Here is a 13,894-nt window from a genome sequence, read left to right as displayed (position 1 = left end):
AAGCCTTTGTCGGTTCAGTCGAAGGGGCGCAGCCCGCCGGCCGCGCGGCGCAGCGCGACGATGCGGCGCTGGTGCTCGGCCGCTGTGCCATGCGTCATTTCGAACGCGAGCAGCCGCTTGGCGTAGGCGCCGATGGCGAGTTCGTCGGTGACCCCCATCGCGCCATGGATCTGGATCGCGCCCTCGGCGATCGCGCGCGCCGCACGGCCGACGCGGATCTTGGCGCCCGAGACCATGCGCGCTCGCGCGCCGGGATCGCCGTCCAGACGCAGCGCCGCGCACAACGCGATCGCACGCGCCTCTTCGCGATGCAGCGCCATGTCCACCATCCGGTGGCGCAGCGCTTGATGGGCCGCGAGCGGCTGGTCGAACTGGATCCGCGTCTTCGCGTAAGCGACGGTTCGGTCGACCAGTACCGTCAGGCAGCCGATGGCGTCGGCGCAGGCGGCGGCGGTGGCCGCATCGAGCGCGGCCTCGAGCGCGACCCGGGCGTCGCCGGGCTCGGCGTCCGAGGCGCCGAGCCGGTCGCCATCGGTCAGCGTGACGCCGTCGAACGCCAGGTCGGCGGCACGCCGGCCGTCGACCCGCCCGAAGGCGGTGGCCGCAAGCCCCGGCGCACGCGGCGTCACGGTGAACACGGCGATGGCGTCTGCGGGCCCGGCTGCGTCATCGTCGATCCGCGCCGGCACCAGCCACAGGCCGGCATCCGGTGCATCGACGACGCCGCGCACGACGCCGTCGAGCCGCCAGCCGCGGCCGTGGCCGCGCGTCGCGCGTATGTCGAGTCCGCGGCGGCCATCGGCCGCGATCGCGCCGCTGGCGGCCAGCGCGATGCGCAGCGCGCCCTTGGCGAGCGCGGGCAGCCAGCGTTCCCGCTGCGCCGGCGTAGCGAGGCGGGCGATCAGATCGGCGCCCAGCACCGCGGTGCTCAGGTAGGGCGCCAGCACCAGCGCGCTGCCCAGCCCTTCCATCACGATCGCGATGTCCATCGGCCCGCCGCCGCTGCCGCCGTCGGCCTCGGGCAGCGGCAGGCCGAGCCAGCCCAGCTCGGCCATCGAGCGCCATACCGCGTGTCCGGCCTCGGCGTCACCGTCGGCGATCCGGCGATACTGGGCAAAATCGTGCTCGCGCGCGACGTAGCGGGCGACACTGTCCTGCAGCAGGCGCTGTTCTTCGGAGAGGTTCAGGTTCATTGGCGTTCCGGCGATACGATCGGGTTCAGTCGCGCGCCGGACGGTTCTGCAGCGTCGCCGGCAGGCCGCAAGGGTCGACGCGCTGGCCGAAACGCAGCAGATTGTGCGCATGGCAGAGCTGGTGCAGCCCGAAGCTCTGGTCGATCGCGACCTGCTGCCCCATCGCATCGGCCGAGCGGTTGACCGCCTCCTTGGCCATCTTCAGCGCGAAGCTCGGCTTGCCGGCAATGCGCCGGGCGATCGCGAGCACGCCTTCGGCCAGCGCATCGCGCGCGAACACGCGGTTCACCATGCCGAAGCGTTCGGCGTCGCGGGCGCTCCAGGTGTCGCCGGTGAACAGCATTTCCTTGGCCTTGCGAATGCCGAGTTCCCACGGATGCGCGAACCATTCGACGCCAAGGTTGCCCAGCGCGACCGCCGGATCGCTGAACTCGGCGTCGTCGCTCGCGCAGATCAGGTCGCAGGCCCAGGCGAGCATCAGGCCGCCGGCAATGCATTTGCCCTGCACTTGTGCGATCGTCGGCTTGCTCAGGTTGCGCCAACGGCGCGTCATCTGCAGGTAGATTTCCTGCTCGCGCGCGAAGCCGCCCTCGGCGCCCGGCAAGGCGAAACCGCCCCAGGTCGAAAGCACCGGCAGGTCGCGGCCGAGTTGCGGCTGCCCCTGCGCGCGCAGATCGTGGCCGGCGGAGAAATGCGGATCGGCGCCGGCCAGGATCAGCACCTGGATGGTGTCGTCAGCCACCGCGCGATCCATCGCCGCCGTCAGCTCGTAGGTCATTTGCAGATTCTGCGCATTGCGCACTGCCGGGCGGTTCATGACGATGCGGGCGATCCCGGCCTCGGGCTGTTCGTAGACGATCGTCTCGACATCGGAATCGGGCATCGTGTGTCTCCTGCGGAATGGGTCGACACAGCTTAGCGAGCGCGATACCGGGCGCAAAGACGGCAGTTTCTCTGGGTGGAACATGCTATCGTCGGCTCGAATGTCCGGCCGCGGAACGGCGACGTCCCGCATGGCGCACAAGGGCACGCAACCCGGGGCGGAGACGAGATGGCACTGGTGAACCGATCGCTCGAACGGGGGCTTGCGCTGCTCGCCTGTTTCCGGCCCGGCCTGGGTACGCTGTCGCACCGCGATCTGGTCGAGCGCACGGGGCTGCCCAAGGCAACCGTCACGCGCCTGCTGCGCACACTACGCGAACAGGGCTACGTGGCCTTCGATGCCGCTCTGGGCGGCTACCGGCTCGGGGTGCCGATCCTGGGCCTCGCGCGCGCATGGATTCTCGAGAATCCGCTGCTGCCGGCCGTCTCGCCGGCGCTGCGCCGGATCGCCGGCCAGACCCGCGCGATGGCCAGTTTCGGTACCGCGCACGATGGCGACATCGTCTATCTGGACGGCGTGAACCGCGACGACAGCCGCCCCGGCCGCCAGATCGGGCGCGGGATGCGCATACCGATCCTCAGCAGTTCGGTCGGCCATGCCTGGCTGGCCGGCCTGCCGCCGGGGCGGCGCACGGCCGAGATCGCGCGCCTGCGTGCAGCGTCGGTGGAATGGCCGGCGGGCGCGCGCGCGCTCATCGACGGCGCACTGCGCCACTATCGCGAGCACGGCTATTGCACGCTGCTCTACAACGAAGGGCGGCACCGCGCGATCGCGATGCCGGTCGCCGGCTCCGACGGCGGCCACTATACGGTCAGCATCGTCTATCCGGTCCAGCCGTCCGGCCCGCGCAAGCCGGGCGACCCGGCGCAGGACGACGCGGTGGCGTTGGCGATGGTGCAGGCGCTGCGCGATCTGGCCGCCAGCGTTCCCGGGCCGGCCGCGCCGGCGTGAGGTCCTGGTGCGGGAGGGCTGCGGCCGCTTGCGAAGGCATGCGTCAACGAACGTCGAGCGCCGGATACGGACGTGTCTTCATGCGAAGCGCGTCGGCCGCAGGGGCGTGATATCCAGGGGCGGCGCCCGCCCGTCGATCAGGTCGCACACGATGCGGCCGGTGATCCCGGCCAGGGTCAGGCCGATGTGGCCGTGGCCCACGGCATGGATGACCCGGGCGTCGGCGGGCGAGGGACCGATGGCCGGCAGCGAGTCCGGCATCGACGGGCGGAAACCGAGCCAGTCGCTGCCCGCGCGCGACAGGCCGGGGACGAGTGTGCGCGCCACCGCGGCGATGGTGTCGGTGCGCACCGGCCGGGGAGGGCGGCCAAGCCCACCGAGTTCCACGGTGCCGGCCGCGCGCAGGCCGCTGCGAAGAGGCGTCATGTAGAACCCGTGCTCGGGATAGCAGCAGGGCGCACCGAGCAGGCCGGCGCCATCGGGAAACATCACGTGATAGCCGCGCTCGGTATCGAGCCTCAGGCGGTCGCCCACGCTGGCGGCCAGCCTACCCGACCATGCCCCCGCGGCAAGTACGACGCGCTCGGCCTGCAGCACCCGCGTGCCGAGATGCACGTCGACGTGCTCGGGCGTGCCGGCGATGCCCGCCGCCTCGCCTCGCACGAAGGTGCCGCCCTGACGGCGGACCGTCTCGGCCAGGGCCAGCGCATAGGCGCGCGGATCGTCGACGAAGTAGGTATCGGTAAACCGGACGGCCTTGTGATAGAGGGGCGCGAGGGCGGGTTCGGCGGCGCGTACGGCCTCGGCGTCCAGGATCTCCATGCCCACGCGCTCGCGTGCGCGCAGGGCGATCTCGCGCTGGGCCGCCGCGAAGCTGCGCGGCGTCTTGTACAGGTACAGGCAGCCGGCGCGCCGGATCAGCGCATCCGCGCGGCTGGCTTCGATCAGAGGGGCATGGCCGGCCTCGGCCAGCCGCAGCAGGCCGCCCAGCACCGCGGTGATGCGCTCGACCTGCGCCGGGGTGCTCGCCCGCACGAACTCGGCCAGCCACGGCAGCAGGCGCGGCAGATCGCGCCAGAAGATCGCGAGCGGGCTGCGGCGCTCCAGCAGCATCGCGGGCACCCTGGCGAGCACGCCGGGCGAGGCCACCGGGATGCACGCGCCGAAGGCCATGGTGCAGGCGTTGCCGAAGCTGGCCGCGCCGGTGTAGGCGGCGCCGGCGGCGGGCGGTTCGCGGTCGACGAGCGTGACGGTGTGCCCGCAGCGCTGCAGCCACAAGGCGCACGACAGGCCGACCACGCCCGCGCCGACGATGGCGACGCGGCGCGGCGGACCCGGGGGGTGAAGAGGCAAGGGCGGCAGGGACTCGTGAAACGTCATGGCGGGATACCGGGTTGAAGTTGGCGTTCTCGGCGTGCAGCGGCGCCGATGCATGCCGACACGCCCTAGACGCGCTCGCCCGCGCGCGGCGGACGCTCGATGCATTGGGCGATGGTGCGCACGGCCTCGTTCCAGTCGGCATCGCTGGCCACCGATCCCTTGTAGAGGCGGATGCCGTTGTGCATCGACGGCCCCGTCGAGAACATCGTCGAGGGCGCCACGCCGATGCCCTCGCCGCGCAGGAAATCGGTGAACTCGCTGGCGGGCAGTGCGCCCGGCAGGTCGATCCACAGGCAGTTGCCTTCGGGCCCGCCCGGCCGCAGCGCGCGGCCCAGATGCGCGGCGGCCGAATCGTGCCGGCGCAGCAGCCGCTCGCGCAACTCGTCGATGACCGCCGTGTGGCTGCCGGCCGCGATCAGGCGCGCCACCAGCGTCACCGTCAGGGGCGCGGCCATCCACATGCTGCCGCGCAGTGCGCGCAGCACCGCGCCCGCGTAGGCGGCGGGCGATACCACGAAGCCGCAGCGCAGGCCCGGAGCCATCACCTTGGCCACCGAACTCAGGTGGAAAGTGCCCTGCGGATACAGCTCCCGGATGCTGGGCAGGAACTCGCGCGCGAGCGGGCGAAACACTTCGTCCTCGACGACGACGAGAGCATGCCGGGCGGCCACGTCGGCGATGGCCCGGCGCCGCTCGAGCGACAGGGTGATCGACGTCGGGTTGTCCAGCGTGGGCGTCAGGTAGATGGCCTTGACGCGCGGGTTGCCGGCGTGGCGCGCCAGTGCGTCCGGCAGGATGCCGCCTTCGTCGACCGCCACGGGAATCAGCCCCAGGCCCAGCATCTGGGCGGCCGTCTTCACGCCCTGGTAGGTCAGCGCCGGCACCAGCACCAGGTCGCCGGGCTTCATCACCGCGGCCAGCACCAGCAGCAGGCCATGCTGGGCGCCGGCGGTGATGGCGACATCCTCGGCGGCCGCTTCGATGCGCGTGTCGCGCAGCCAGCGCACCGCCATCTCGCGCGCCGCGGGCGGCCCGGCGGCCGGATGGTATTCGCACAGGTCGGCCACGCTGGCCGTTTCGGCGGCGATCTCGCGCAGCGCCGCGGCCGCCGCCGCGTCGAAGGCGGCGCTGTGCTGCTTGAGCACGGACAGATCCACCCGCGGCAGCGCCTGCAGGCGCTCGTAGGTGGGCGCGATGTGGTCCAGGCCGCGCCCCCGCACGGCAGTGCCCCGGCCCACATGCGCCGATACCACGCCGCGGTCCTTCAGGTACTTGAACGACTTGGTCACGGTGGTGAGGTTCACCCCCAGCGCATCGGCCAGACGGCGCTGCGATGGCAGCCGCTCGCTGGCCTTGAGCCCGCCGGCGGCGATCTCGTTGGACAGCGCCACCGCAATGCGCACGTACACCGGCCGTTCGTCGTCATCCGCGGCCAGCGCCCGCTTCACGTTGTCCAAGGTAGCGCCATGCTGCGCTTGGGCTGTCTCACTGCTTCTCGCCACGGTTCTGTTCCTGGTTCAAGTGGCCGCGCCGCGCGCGTCCGAGCATCGTATCGATTGTATGACATACGAAAATAAATGTATGGCATACATTTTGCATGAATTCGGTTGGACGTTTTCCCAGACCCCAGCATGCACCAAGACAGAACCCCGCCATGACCCAGACCTCCACTCTCAAGTACGACGACCTCATCGTGGTCGACTCGCTGTTGATCTGCAATTTCGAACGCACCATCCTGGAGGCCATGCACCAAGCTGGCATCACGGTGGCCAACTGCACGTGCAGCGTCTGGGAGAATTTCACCGAGACGATGGAGAACGTCGCGCGCTGGAAGCGCGTCTTTCGCGAGAACGCCGACATCGTGCTGCACGTGCGCAGCGTGGACGACATCCACCGCGCCAAGCGCGAGAAAAAGCTGGGCATCATCCTGGGCTGGCAGAACACCTCGGGCATCGACGACAACCTCGACTTCATCGAGCTGTACGCCGAACTCGGCATCCGCGTGATCCAGCTCACATACAACACGCAGAACCTGGTGGGCTCGGGCTGCTACGAAAGCCAGGACAGCGGTCTGACCGACTTCGGCCGCGACGTGGTGGGCGAACTGAACCGGCAGGGCATCCTCATCGATCTGTCCCACGTGGCCGAACGCGGCGCGAACCAGGCGTGCGAATGGTCCACCAAACCGGTGGCCTATACCCATTGCTGCCCGGCTTCGCTCAAGGCGCATCCGCGCAACAAGAGCGACGCCGCGTTGAAGAAGGTCGCCGATCGCGGCGGCTATATCGGCTGCACCATCTTCCCGCCGTTCCTGCCCAAGGGCACGGCGTCCACCATCGACGACTTCGTCGACGTCATCGACTACATGATCAACCTGGTGGGCGAGGAACACGTCGGCATCGGTACCGACATGTCGCAGGGCCAGCCCTGGTCGTTCCAGGAATGGGTGATGCACGACAAGGGCAACGGGCGCCGCCTGACCACGTTCGGCGAACTGGTCTTCCCCAAGGGCATCGAGCGCATCGAGGATTTCCCCAACCTCATGCCTGCGATGCAGCGCAAAGGCTGGACGCACGGTCGCATCGAACGCGTGCTGGGCCAGAACTGGCTGCGCCTGCTGAACGACGTCTGGGCCTGAGGGGCCCCGCCCCCGAGGATTCGCACATGGTCATCGAGACATCGTGGCAGGCCCGCCTGCAGCGCGCCGCCTGCGGCCTGCTGGTGCTGCTCGGCTTCGGCGTGATGCTGTTCCCGCTGCTGCTGGTGATCTGGCTCAGCTTTTTTTCCAACAGCATTCTGGCGCTGCCGCCCGCGGGCTATACGTTGGACTGGTATGCCGCGCTGGGCGGCCAGCCCGCGTTCCTGAGCGGCTTCGTCAACAGCCTGGTCGTGGCGCTGCTCGCCACGCTGATCGGGCTGGCCGTCTCGATACCCGCATCCGTCGCGATCGTGCGCGGCCGTTTCCCCGGCCGCGAGCTGATCCTGCACCTGCTCACCGCGCCGCTCACCGTGCCCGCCATCGTCCTGGGTGCGGCGCTGTACGTGAGCTTCATCGCCACCGAGATCGCCACCGGCTTGCCCCTGGTGGGCGATCGCAGCGGGCTGGTGGCGGGCCACGTGCTGCTCACCATTCCCTGGTGCATCCGGCTGATCACGGCCAACCTCGTGGGCTTCGACATGTCGATCGAGCACGCCGCGCAAAGCCTGGGCGCCTCGCCGCTGGTGGCCATGCTCAAGGTGACCCTGCCCGTGATCTGGCCCGGCCTCGTCGCCGCCACCCTGTTCAGCTTCGTCGTGAGCTTCGGCAACCTGGAGGTCTCCCTGTTTCTCGTCTCGCCGGGCCAGACCACGCTGCCGATCGCGATCCTGCAGTACCTGGAATGGAAGATCGATCCGATGATCGCCGCCGTCTCGGTCGTGCAGACGCTGGTCATCGCGGTGGCGCTCTTGGTCACCGACCGTTTCGTTCCCCTCACCCGAGTCGTCTGACCATGGCCACCGTACAACTGCAGAACCTCGTCAAGACCTACGGCGCCTTCACCGCCGTGGGCGACCTGTCGCTGGACGTGGCGCAAGGCGAATTCCTCGTGCTGCTCGGGCCGTCGGGCTGTGGCAAGACCACCACGCTGAAAATGATCGCCGGCTTCATCGAAGCCACGTCCGGCAGCGTGGTGGTGGGCGGACGCGACGTCACGCGCATGCCGCCGTACCAGCGCAACCTGGGCGTGGTGTTCCAGAACTATGCGTTGTTTCCGCACCTGAGCGTGTACGAGAACGTGGCCTTCCCGCTGCGCCGGCGCAAGGTGGCCGCCGCGCAGATCGACAGCAAGGTGAAGGAGTCGCTCGAACTGGTGCAGATGGGCCATCTGGCGCAGCGCCTGCCGCGCGAACTCTCGGGCGGCCAGCAGCAGCGCGTGGCGATCGCGCGCGCCTTGTCGTTCCGGCCCGACGTGCTGCTGCTCGACGAGCCGCTGTCGAACCTGGACGCCAAGCTGCGGCTGGAGGTGCGCCAGCAGATCCGCCACCTTCAGCGCGACATGGGCATCACCACCGTGATGGTCACGCACGACCAGGAAGAAGCCATGAGCGTGGCCGATCGCCTGGTGGTGATGCAGTCCGGCGTGGTGCAGCAGGTGGGCTCCAGCCAGGAGATCTACCAGCGCCCGGCCAACGACTTCGTCGCCTCGTTCATCGGCTCGGTGAACTTCCTGCGGGGCGAGGTCCGCGAAGGCTGTTTCGTCGCGGGTGACGGCGTGCGCCTGCCCGGCGTGCACCTGCCCGCGGGCACGCGGCGCGTGGTGGTGCGCCCCGAGGCCATCGCACTGGACGCGGGCGCGCAGCCCGCGCATGCGCTGCACGCCGAGGTGCTCGAAGTCGTGTATCTCGGCGCGCACTCCGAAATCGTCCTGGGCATCGCGCCCGGACTCGTGCTCACCGCCCGCGTCCAGAACGCGGCGGGCGGGGCGGCCGGCCACCGCGTTCAAGCCGGCCAGAGCATTACCTGCTCCATTGCGCAAGACGCGGTGTTCGCGCTTGCCGATTGACGATGTCCCCTCGTTTCCCCTCCCGGAGTAAGCCATGACAGTGAAGATGACTCGACGCGATTTCACCACCCTGATGGGCGCCGCCGGCGCCATGTCCATGCTTGGCATGCCGCGCGCCCACGCGGCCGGCGGCCCGGTGGTCGTCGGCACCTGGGGCGGCGACTACCAGGCCGCCCTGCAGAAGTACATCGCCACCCCGCTGGTCGACCCCAAGGGCTACAAGGTCAGTTTCGACAGCGCCGCCGAATCGCCGCGAAAAGTGAAGCTCCTGGCCGAGCGCCGTCTGCCGCGCGGCTCGATGGACGTCGCCGCGCTGACCGCATCCGGCAGCTACGACATGTTCGAGAACGACGCCATCGAGAAAATCGACTACAGCCGCGTGCCGCTGGCCGAAAAGATTCCCGCCGCGCTGTGCTCGGATTACCTGGTGCCGCAGTACTACACCACGCGGGTGGTCCTCTACAACCCGAAGTTCGTCACCACTGCGCCCACCTCGTACGCCGACCTCTGGAACCCGGAGTACGCGGGTCGCGTCGGCGTGATCGACATCCAGTACTTGACCACCATCGAGTCGGCGGCCATGGCCTTCGGCGGTTCGCTCACGAACTACGAGCCGGGCAAGGAAAAACTGCTGGAACTGAAGAAGCAGGGCGTGCGCATCTACCCCACGAACGAGGCCATGGCGCAGGCACTGCAGACCGGCGAATGCTGGATCTGCATCATGTGGCATGCCCGCGGGGTGCTGTGGCAGAACGCCGGCGTGCCCATCGATATCGCGGTGCCGAAAGAAGGCTCCGTGGTCTACCTCACCGGCTTCGCGCTGCCGCGCAACGCGCGCAACAAGGATGGCGCCTACGAGTTCCTCAATGCCCAGCTCGAGGACTCCGCGCAGATCGGGTTCGCGCACGACCTGGGCGGCACGCCGGCGGTCGAGGGTGTTGCGCTGCCGCCGGAGCTGGCCAAGCAGATCGTCTACACCCCCGAGCAGCAGGCGCAATTCATGATGCAGGACGACGCATACCTGTCCAAGAACGACGCCCAGCTCAAGGATTGGTGGGACAAAGTCTTCAAGGGCTGAGTCCGGGCTCGGCGCAACGGGAAAGAGACAGAGGAACCGCCTTGGAAACGAATCGTTTGCGCGCGGCCGCGCTGGTCGCGCCGGCCACGCTGGTCACCATCATCTTCCTGGTGCTGCCGCTGCTCCTGCTGTTGCGCTACAGCCTGAACCGCTACGTGCCGGGCGAATTCATGGTCGAGGCCCTGACCGGCGCGAACTATGTCCAGGCGTTCCTCGACCCGTACTATCGCGGCATCCTGGGCAAGACCATCTTCATGGCGGCGCTGGTGACGGCGCTGTGCATCGTGCTGGGGCTGCCGCTCGCGCAGTTCCTCGCGCGGACCACATCGCGCTACAAAAGCCTTTTGCTGCTGTGCGTGATCGTGCCGTTGTTCGTGGGCAACGCGGTGCGCGCGGCCGGCTGGATGGTGGCCTTCGGCCAACAGGGGCTGGTCAACCAGGTCGGCCTTTTCAGCGGCATCCTCGATGCTCCCGTGGACATCATGTACACGCCGGCGGCGGTGCTGATCGGCCTGCTGTCGGTGAACCTGCCGTTCGTGGTGCTGACGATCCAGAGCGTGCTCGAGGGCATCGACCGCTCGGCCGAGGAAGCCTCGCTCAGCCTGGGCGCCACGTCGTTCGAGACCTGGCGGCTGGTGACGCTGCCGCTGGCCATGCCGGGCGTGCTTGCCGCGGCGCTGATGTCGTTCATTCTGGCGATGAACGCCTACGCCACCCCGATGCTGCTCGGTGGGCCCGGTTTCCGGATGATGGCGCCGGTGGTGGCCGACGAGATCCTCGTCAAGAACAACTGGCCCTTCGGTGCCACGCTGTCGCTGCTGCTGATCGCCATCACCACCGTGCTCACGTTGGCGATCAACCGCTTTCTGGCACGAACGCGCAAGGCTTGAGAATGCAAGGGAGCCAGCGCATGCCCGCAGGCCCGCCGGCGGGGGCGCCGGTGACGGCAGTTTCGTCGGATGCGATCGGCGCCGCCCCAGCGTAACGAAGCACGGGCAGGGCGGGCGAAGACGGCGCGGGTCGGTAGTATGATCACCGGCGATTACACTATCCGGCTTTCCGACCGCGTTCATACCATGACCATCATCCGCGCCGACGACCTCGTGCAATCGATTGCCGATGCCGTCCAGTTCATCAGCACCTACCACCCGACCGACTACATCCGCCATCTCGCCAAGGCCTACGAGCGCGAGCAGAGCCCGGCCGCGCGCGACGCGATGGCGCAGATCCTCACCAACTCGCGCATGTGCCGCGAGGGCCGTCGGCCGATCTGCCAGGATACCGGCGTGGTCAACGTGTTCCTGAAGATCGGCATGAACGTGCGCATCGAGCCCTGTACGCAGTCGCTGCAGGATCTGTGCGACGAGGGCGTGCGCCGCGGCTACCTGAACCCGGACAACCCGCTGCGCGCCTCCATCGTGGGCGATCCGATCTTCGCGCGCAAGAACACGCGCGACAACACGCCCTGTATCGTGAGCGTCGAGCTGGTGCCCGGCGACACCATCGACGTGCAGGTCGCCGCCAAGGGCGGCGGCTCGGAGAACAAGGCCAAGTTCGCCATGCTCAACCCGGGCGACTCCATCGTCGACTGGGTGCTCGAGCAGGTGCCGAAGATGGGCGCCGGCTGGTGCCCGCCCGGCATGCTCGGGATCGGTGTCGGCGGCACCGCCGAGAAGGCCATGCTGATGGCCAAGGAATCGCTGATGGAAGACCTCGACATGACCGCGCTGCTCGAGCGCGGCCCGGCCAACGAGTTGGAAGAGATGCGGGTGGAGCTCTACAACCGCATCAACGCCCTGGGCATCGGTGCGCAGGGCCTGGGCGGCCTGACCACGGTGCTCGACATCAAGATCAAGACCTTCCCGACGCATGCGGCTTCCAAGCCCATCGCCATGATTCCGAACTGCGCGGCCACGCGCCACGTGCATTTCGTGCTCGACGGCTCGGGCGCGGCCGACCTGCAGCCGCCGGCGCTGTCCGAGTGGCCCGATATTTCCTGGGCGCCCGACTATGAGCAGTCGCGTCGCGTGAACCTGGACAGCCTCACGCCGGAGGAAGTCGCCTCCTGGCAGCCGGGCGAGACCCTGCTGCTCTCGGGCAAGCTGCTCACCGGCCGCGATGCCGCCCACATACGCATGAAGAAGCTGATCGAGGCCGGCGAATCGCTGCCGGTGGATTTCGCCAACCGTGCGATCTACTATGTGGGTCCGGTCGACGCCGTGCGCGACGAGGCCGTGGGCCCGGCAGGCCCCACCACCGCCACCCGCATGGACGGTTTCACCGACATGATGCTCGAGAAGACCGGCCTGCTGGTGATGGTCGGCAAGGCCGAACGCGGGCCGGTCGCGATCGACGCCATCCGCCGCCATGGTGCGGCCTACCTGATGGCTGTGGGCGGGGCGGCCTACCTCGTGGCGCGCGCCATCCGCTCGGCCAAGGTCCTGGCCTTCGACGACCTGGGCATGGAAGCCATCCACGAATTCGAAGTCGAAGACATGCCGGTCACCGTCGCGGTGGACGCGCGGGGAACCTCGGTCCACCAGACCGGCCCCAAGACCTGGAAGGCGCGCATCGAACAGATGGCCAGCGCCGCCGAGTCCTGTGCCACCGCCGGCGCGGCCAACTGATCACCTAGGAGTTTTTTATCGTGCAAGCCTTTATCTGCGACGCAATCCGCACCCCCATCGGCCGCTACGGCGGCGCCTTGTCCTCGGTCCGCACCGACGATCTCGCCGCCGCACCGCTGGCCGCCCTGATGGCGCGCAATCCCAACGTCGACTGGGGCGCCGTCGAAGACGTGGTCTACGGCTGCGCCAACCAGGCCGGCGAAGACAACCGCAACGTCGCACGCATGGCGCTTCTGCTGGCGGGCATGCCCCAGCAAGTGCCGGCCAGCACCATCAACCGCCTGTGCGGCTCGAGCCTGGACGCCATCGGCGTCATCTCGCGCGCCATCAAGTCGGGCGAGATCGAGTTCGGCATCGCCGGCGGCGTGGAAAGCATGAGCCGCGCGCCTTTCGTCATGGGCAAGGCCGACTCGGCCTTCTCGCGCGTGGCCAAGATCGAAGACACCACCATCGGCTGGCGCTTCATCAACCCGGCGTTCAAGGCCAGGTTCGGCGTGGATTCCATGCCCGAGACCGCCGAGAACGTGGCCGAGCAGTTCGGCATCAACCGCGAAGACCAGGATGCCTTCGCCCTGCGCAGCCAGCAGCGCTGGGCCGCCGCTCAGGAGCGCGGTTTCTTCAAGTCCGAGATCTCGCCGCTCAGCATCCCGCAGAAGAAGGGCGATCCGCTCGTCGTCGACACCGACGAGCATCCGCGTCCCCAGACCACCATCGAGCAGCTCGCCAAGCTCAAGGGCGTGGTCAAGCCCGGCGGCACCGTCACGGCCGGCAACGCCTCCGGCGTGAACGACGGCGCCGGCGCGCTGCTGATCGCCTCCGAAGCCGCGGCCGCCCGCCACGGCATGACGCCGCGCGCACGCGTGGTCGCCGCCGCCACCTCCGGCGTAGAGCCGCGCATCATGGGCATCGGCCCCATTTCGGCCACCCGCAAGGTGCTGGCCAAGGCCGGCCTCACGCTCGAGCAGATGGACGTCATCGAGCTGAACGAAGCCTTCGCCGCGCAAGGCCTGGCCGTCACCCGCGACCTCGGCCTGCAGGACCTGGACCCGCGCGTGAACCCGAACGGCGGCGCGATCGCCATCGGCCACCCCCTGGGCGCCTCCGGTGCCCGCCTGGCCATGACCGCCCTGTATCAACTGCAGGCCACCGGCGGGCGCTACGCGCTGTGCACCATGTGCATCGGCGTGGGCCAGGGCATCGCCATCATCATCGAGCGCGTCTAAGACGCGCGCCGCGGC

12 protein-coding genes are annotated in these 13,894 nt (G+C 69.0%); 8 read left to right on the top strand and 4 right to left on the bottom strand.

What is annotated here, in order from left to right:
- Positions 1 to 14: 14 nt before the first annotated feature.
- Both FOZ76_RS04710 and FOZ76_RS04705 read right to left on the bottom strand, forming a co-directional pair.
- Positions 15 to 1,193 carry an acyl-CoA dehydrogenase family protein gene (locus tag FOZ76_RS04710; RefSeq protein ID WP_170235295.1) on the bottom strand — a complete coding sequence of 393 codons (1,179 nt, stop codon included), beginning with the start codon at positions 1,191 to 1,193 and terminating at the stop codon, positions 15 to 17.
- Between the two features lie 25 nt (positions 1,194 to 1,218).
- Positions 1,219 to 2,076, bottom strand: a complete 858-nt coding sequence (locus FOZ76_RS04705; protein ID WP_143946971.1) for an enoyl-CoA hydratase — start codon at positions 2,074 to 2,076, stop codon at positions 1,219 to 1,221.
- 168 nt (positions 2,077 to 2,244) lie between these two features.
- Between FOZ76_RS04705 and FOZ76_RS04700 the strand changes: the two genes are divergently transcribed.
- Positions 2,245 to 3,027: an IclR family transcriptional regulator gene (locus FOZ76_RS04700; RefSeq protein WP_143946970.1), complete on the top strand. Its 783-nt coding sequence runs from the start codon at positions 2,245 to 2,247 to the stop codon at positions 3,025 to 3,027.
- Positions 3,028 to 3,105: 78 nt separating this feature from the next.
- On the opposite strand, the gene FOZ76_RS04695 is transcribed toward FOZ76_RS04700, so the two are convergent.
- Positions 3,106 to 4,380, bottom strand: coding sequence for an NAD(P)/FAD-dependent oxidoreductase (locus tag FOZ76_RS04695; protein WP_211366004.1), 1,275 nt, complete (start codon positions 4,378 to 4,380; stop codon positions 3,106 to 3,108).
- A 92-nt stretch (positions 4,381 to 4,472) separates the two neighbouring features.
- A complete protein-coding gene (locus FOZ76_RS04690; RefSeq protein ID WP_246129293.1) occupies positions 4,473 to 5,855 on the bottom strand; it encodes an aminotransferase-like domain-containing protein in 1,383 nt (460 codons plus the stop codon).
- A gap of 206 nt (positions 5,856 to 6,061) precedes the next feature.
- Between FOZ76_RS04690 and FOZ76_RS04685 the strand changes: the two genes are divergently transcribed.
- From FOZ76_RS04685 to pcaF, 7 genes are all read left to right on the top strand, one after another.
- Positions 6,062 to 7,045, top strand: coding sequence for a dipeptidase (locus FOZ76_RS04685; protein WP_143946967.1), 984 nt, complete (start codon positions 6,062 to 6,064; stop codon positions 7,043 to 7,045).
- A gap of 26 nt (positions 7,046 to 7,071) precedes the next feature.
- Positions 7,072 to 7,896, top strand: a complete 825-nt coding sequence (locus FOZ76_RS04680; RefSeq protein ID WP_211366001.1) for an ABC transporter permease — start codon at positions 7,072 to 7,074, stop codon at positions 7,894 to 7,896.
- A gap of 2 nt (positions 7,897 to 7,898) precedes the next feature.
- On the top strand, positions 7,899 to 8,951 hold the full coding sequence (locus FOZ76_RS04675; RefSeq protein WP_143946966.1) for an ABC transporter ATP-binding protein: 1,053 nt from the start codon (positions 7,899 to 7,901) through the stop codon (positions 8,949 to 8,951).
- A gap of 34 nt (positions 8,952 to 8,985) precedes the next feature.
- Entirely contained in the window at positions 8,986 to 10,029 is a 1,044-nt protein-coding gene (locus FOZ76_RS04670) for an ABC transporter substrate-binding protein (protein ID WP_143946965.1), read from the top strand.
- Between the two features lie 41 nt (positions 10,030 to 10,070).
- A complete protein-coding gene (locus FOZ76_RS04665) occupies positions 10,071 to 10,919 on the top strand; it encodes an ABC transporter permease (RefSeq protein WP_246129286.1) in 849 nt (282 codons plus the stop codon).
- 186 nt (positions 10,920 to 11,105) lie between these two features.
- A complete protein-coding gene (locus FOZ76_RS04660) occupies positions 11,106 to 12,656 on the top strand; it encodes a fumarate hydratase (protein WP_143946964.1) in 1,551 nt (516 codons plus the stop codon).
- A gap of 20 nt (positions 12,657 to 12,676) precedes the next feature.
- On the top strand, positions 12,677 to 13,879 hold the full coding sequence (gene pcaF, locus FOZ76_RS04655; RefSeq protein ID WP_281282932.1) for a 3-oxoadipyl-CoA thiolase: 1,203 nt from the start codon (positions 12,677 to 12,679) through the stop codon (positions 13,877 to 13,879).
- The last annotated feature ends 15 nt before the right edge of the window (positions 13,880 to 13,894 follow it).

This window comes from Verticiella sediminum (genome assembly GCF_007558815.1).
In the GTDB taxonomy this organism is placed as follows: domain Bacteria; phylum Pseudomonadota; class Gammaproteobacteria; order Burkholderiales; family Burkholderiaceae_B; genus Verticiella; species Verticiella sediminum.
Note: the sequence above shows the minus strand (reverse complement) of the source record. Positions and strands in the feature narration are given on the sequence as shown.

What these genes read in the sequence shown, in the direction of transcription:
- FOZ76_RS04670 (WP_143946965.1), top strand. Translation starts at nt 8,986, where the DNA reads ATGACAGTGAAGATGACTCGACGCGATTTCACCACCCTGATGGGCGCC.
- FOZ76_RS04660 (WP_143946964.1), top strand. Translation starts at nt 11,106, where the DNA reads ATGACCATCATCCGCGCCGACGACCTCGTGCAATCGATTGCCGATGCC.
- FOZ76_RS04675 (WP_143946966.1), top strand. Translation starts at nt 7,899, where the DNA reads ATGGCCACCGTACAACTGCAGAACCTCGTCAAGACCTACGGCGCCTTC.
- FOZ76_RS04685 (WP_143946967.1), top strand. Translation starts at nt 6,062, where the DNA reads ATGACCCAGACCTCCACTCTCAAGTACGACGACCTCATCGTGGTCGAC.
- FOZ76_RS04680 (WP_211366001.1), top strand. Translation starts at nt 7,072, where the DNA reads ATGGTCATCGAGACATCGTGGCAGGCCCGCCTGCAGCGCGCCGCCTGC.
- FOZ76_RS04710 (WP_170235295.1), bottom strand. Translation starts at nt 1,193, where the DNA reads ATGAACCTGAACCTCTCCGAAGAACAGCGCCTGCTGCAGGACAGTGTC.
- FOZ76_RS04700 (WP_143946970.1), top strand. Translation starts at nt 2,245, where the DNA reads ATGGCACTGGTGAACCGATCGCTCGAACGGGGGCTTGCGCTGCTCGCC.
- FOZ76_RS04705 (WP_143946971.1), bottom strand. Translation starts at nt 2,076, where the DNA reads ATGCCCGATTCCGATGTCGAGACGATCGTCTACGAACAGCCCGAGGCC.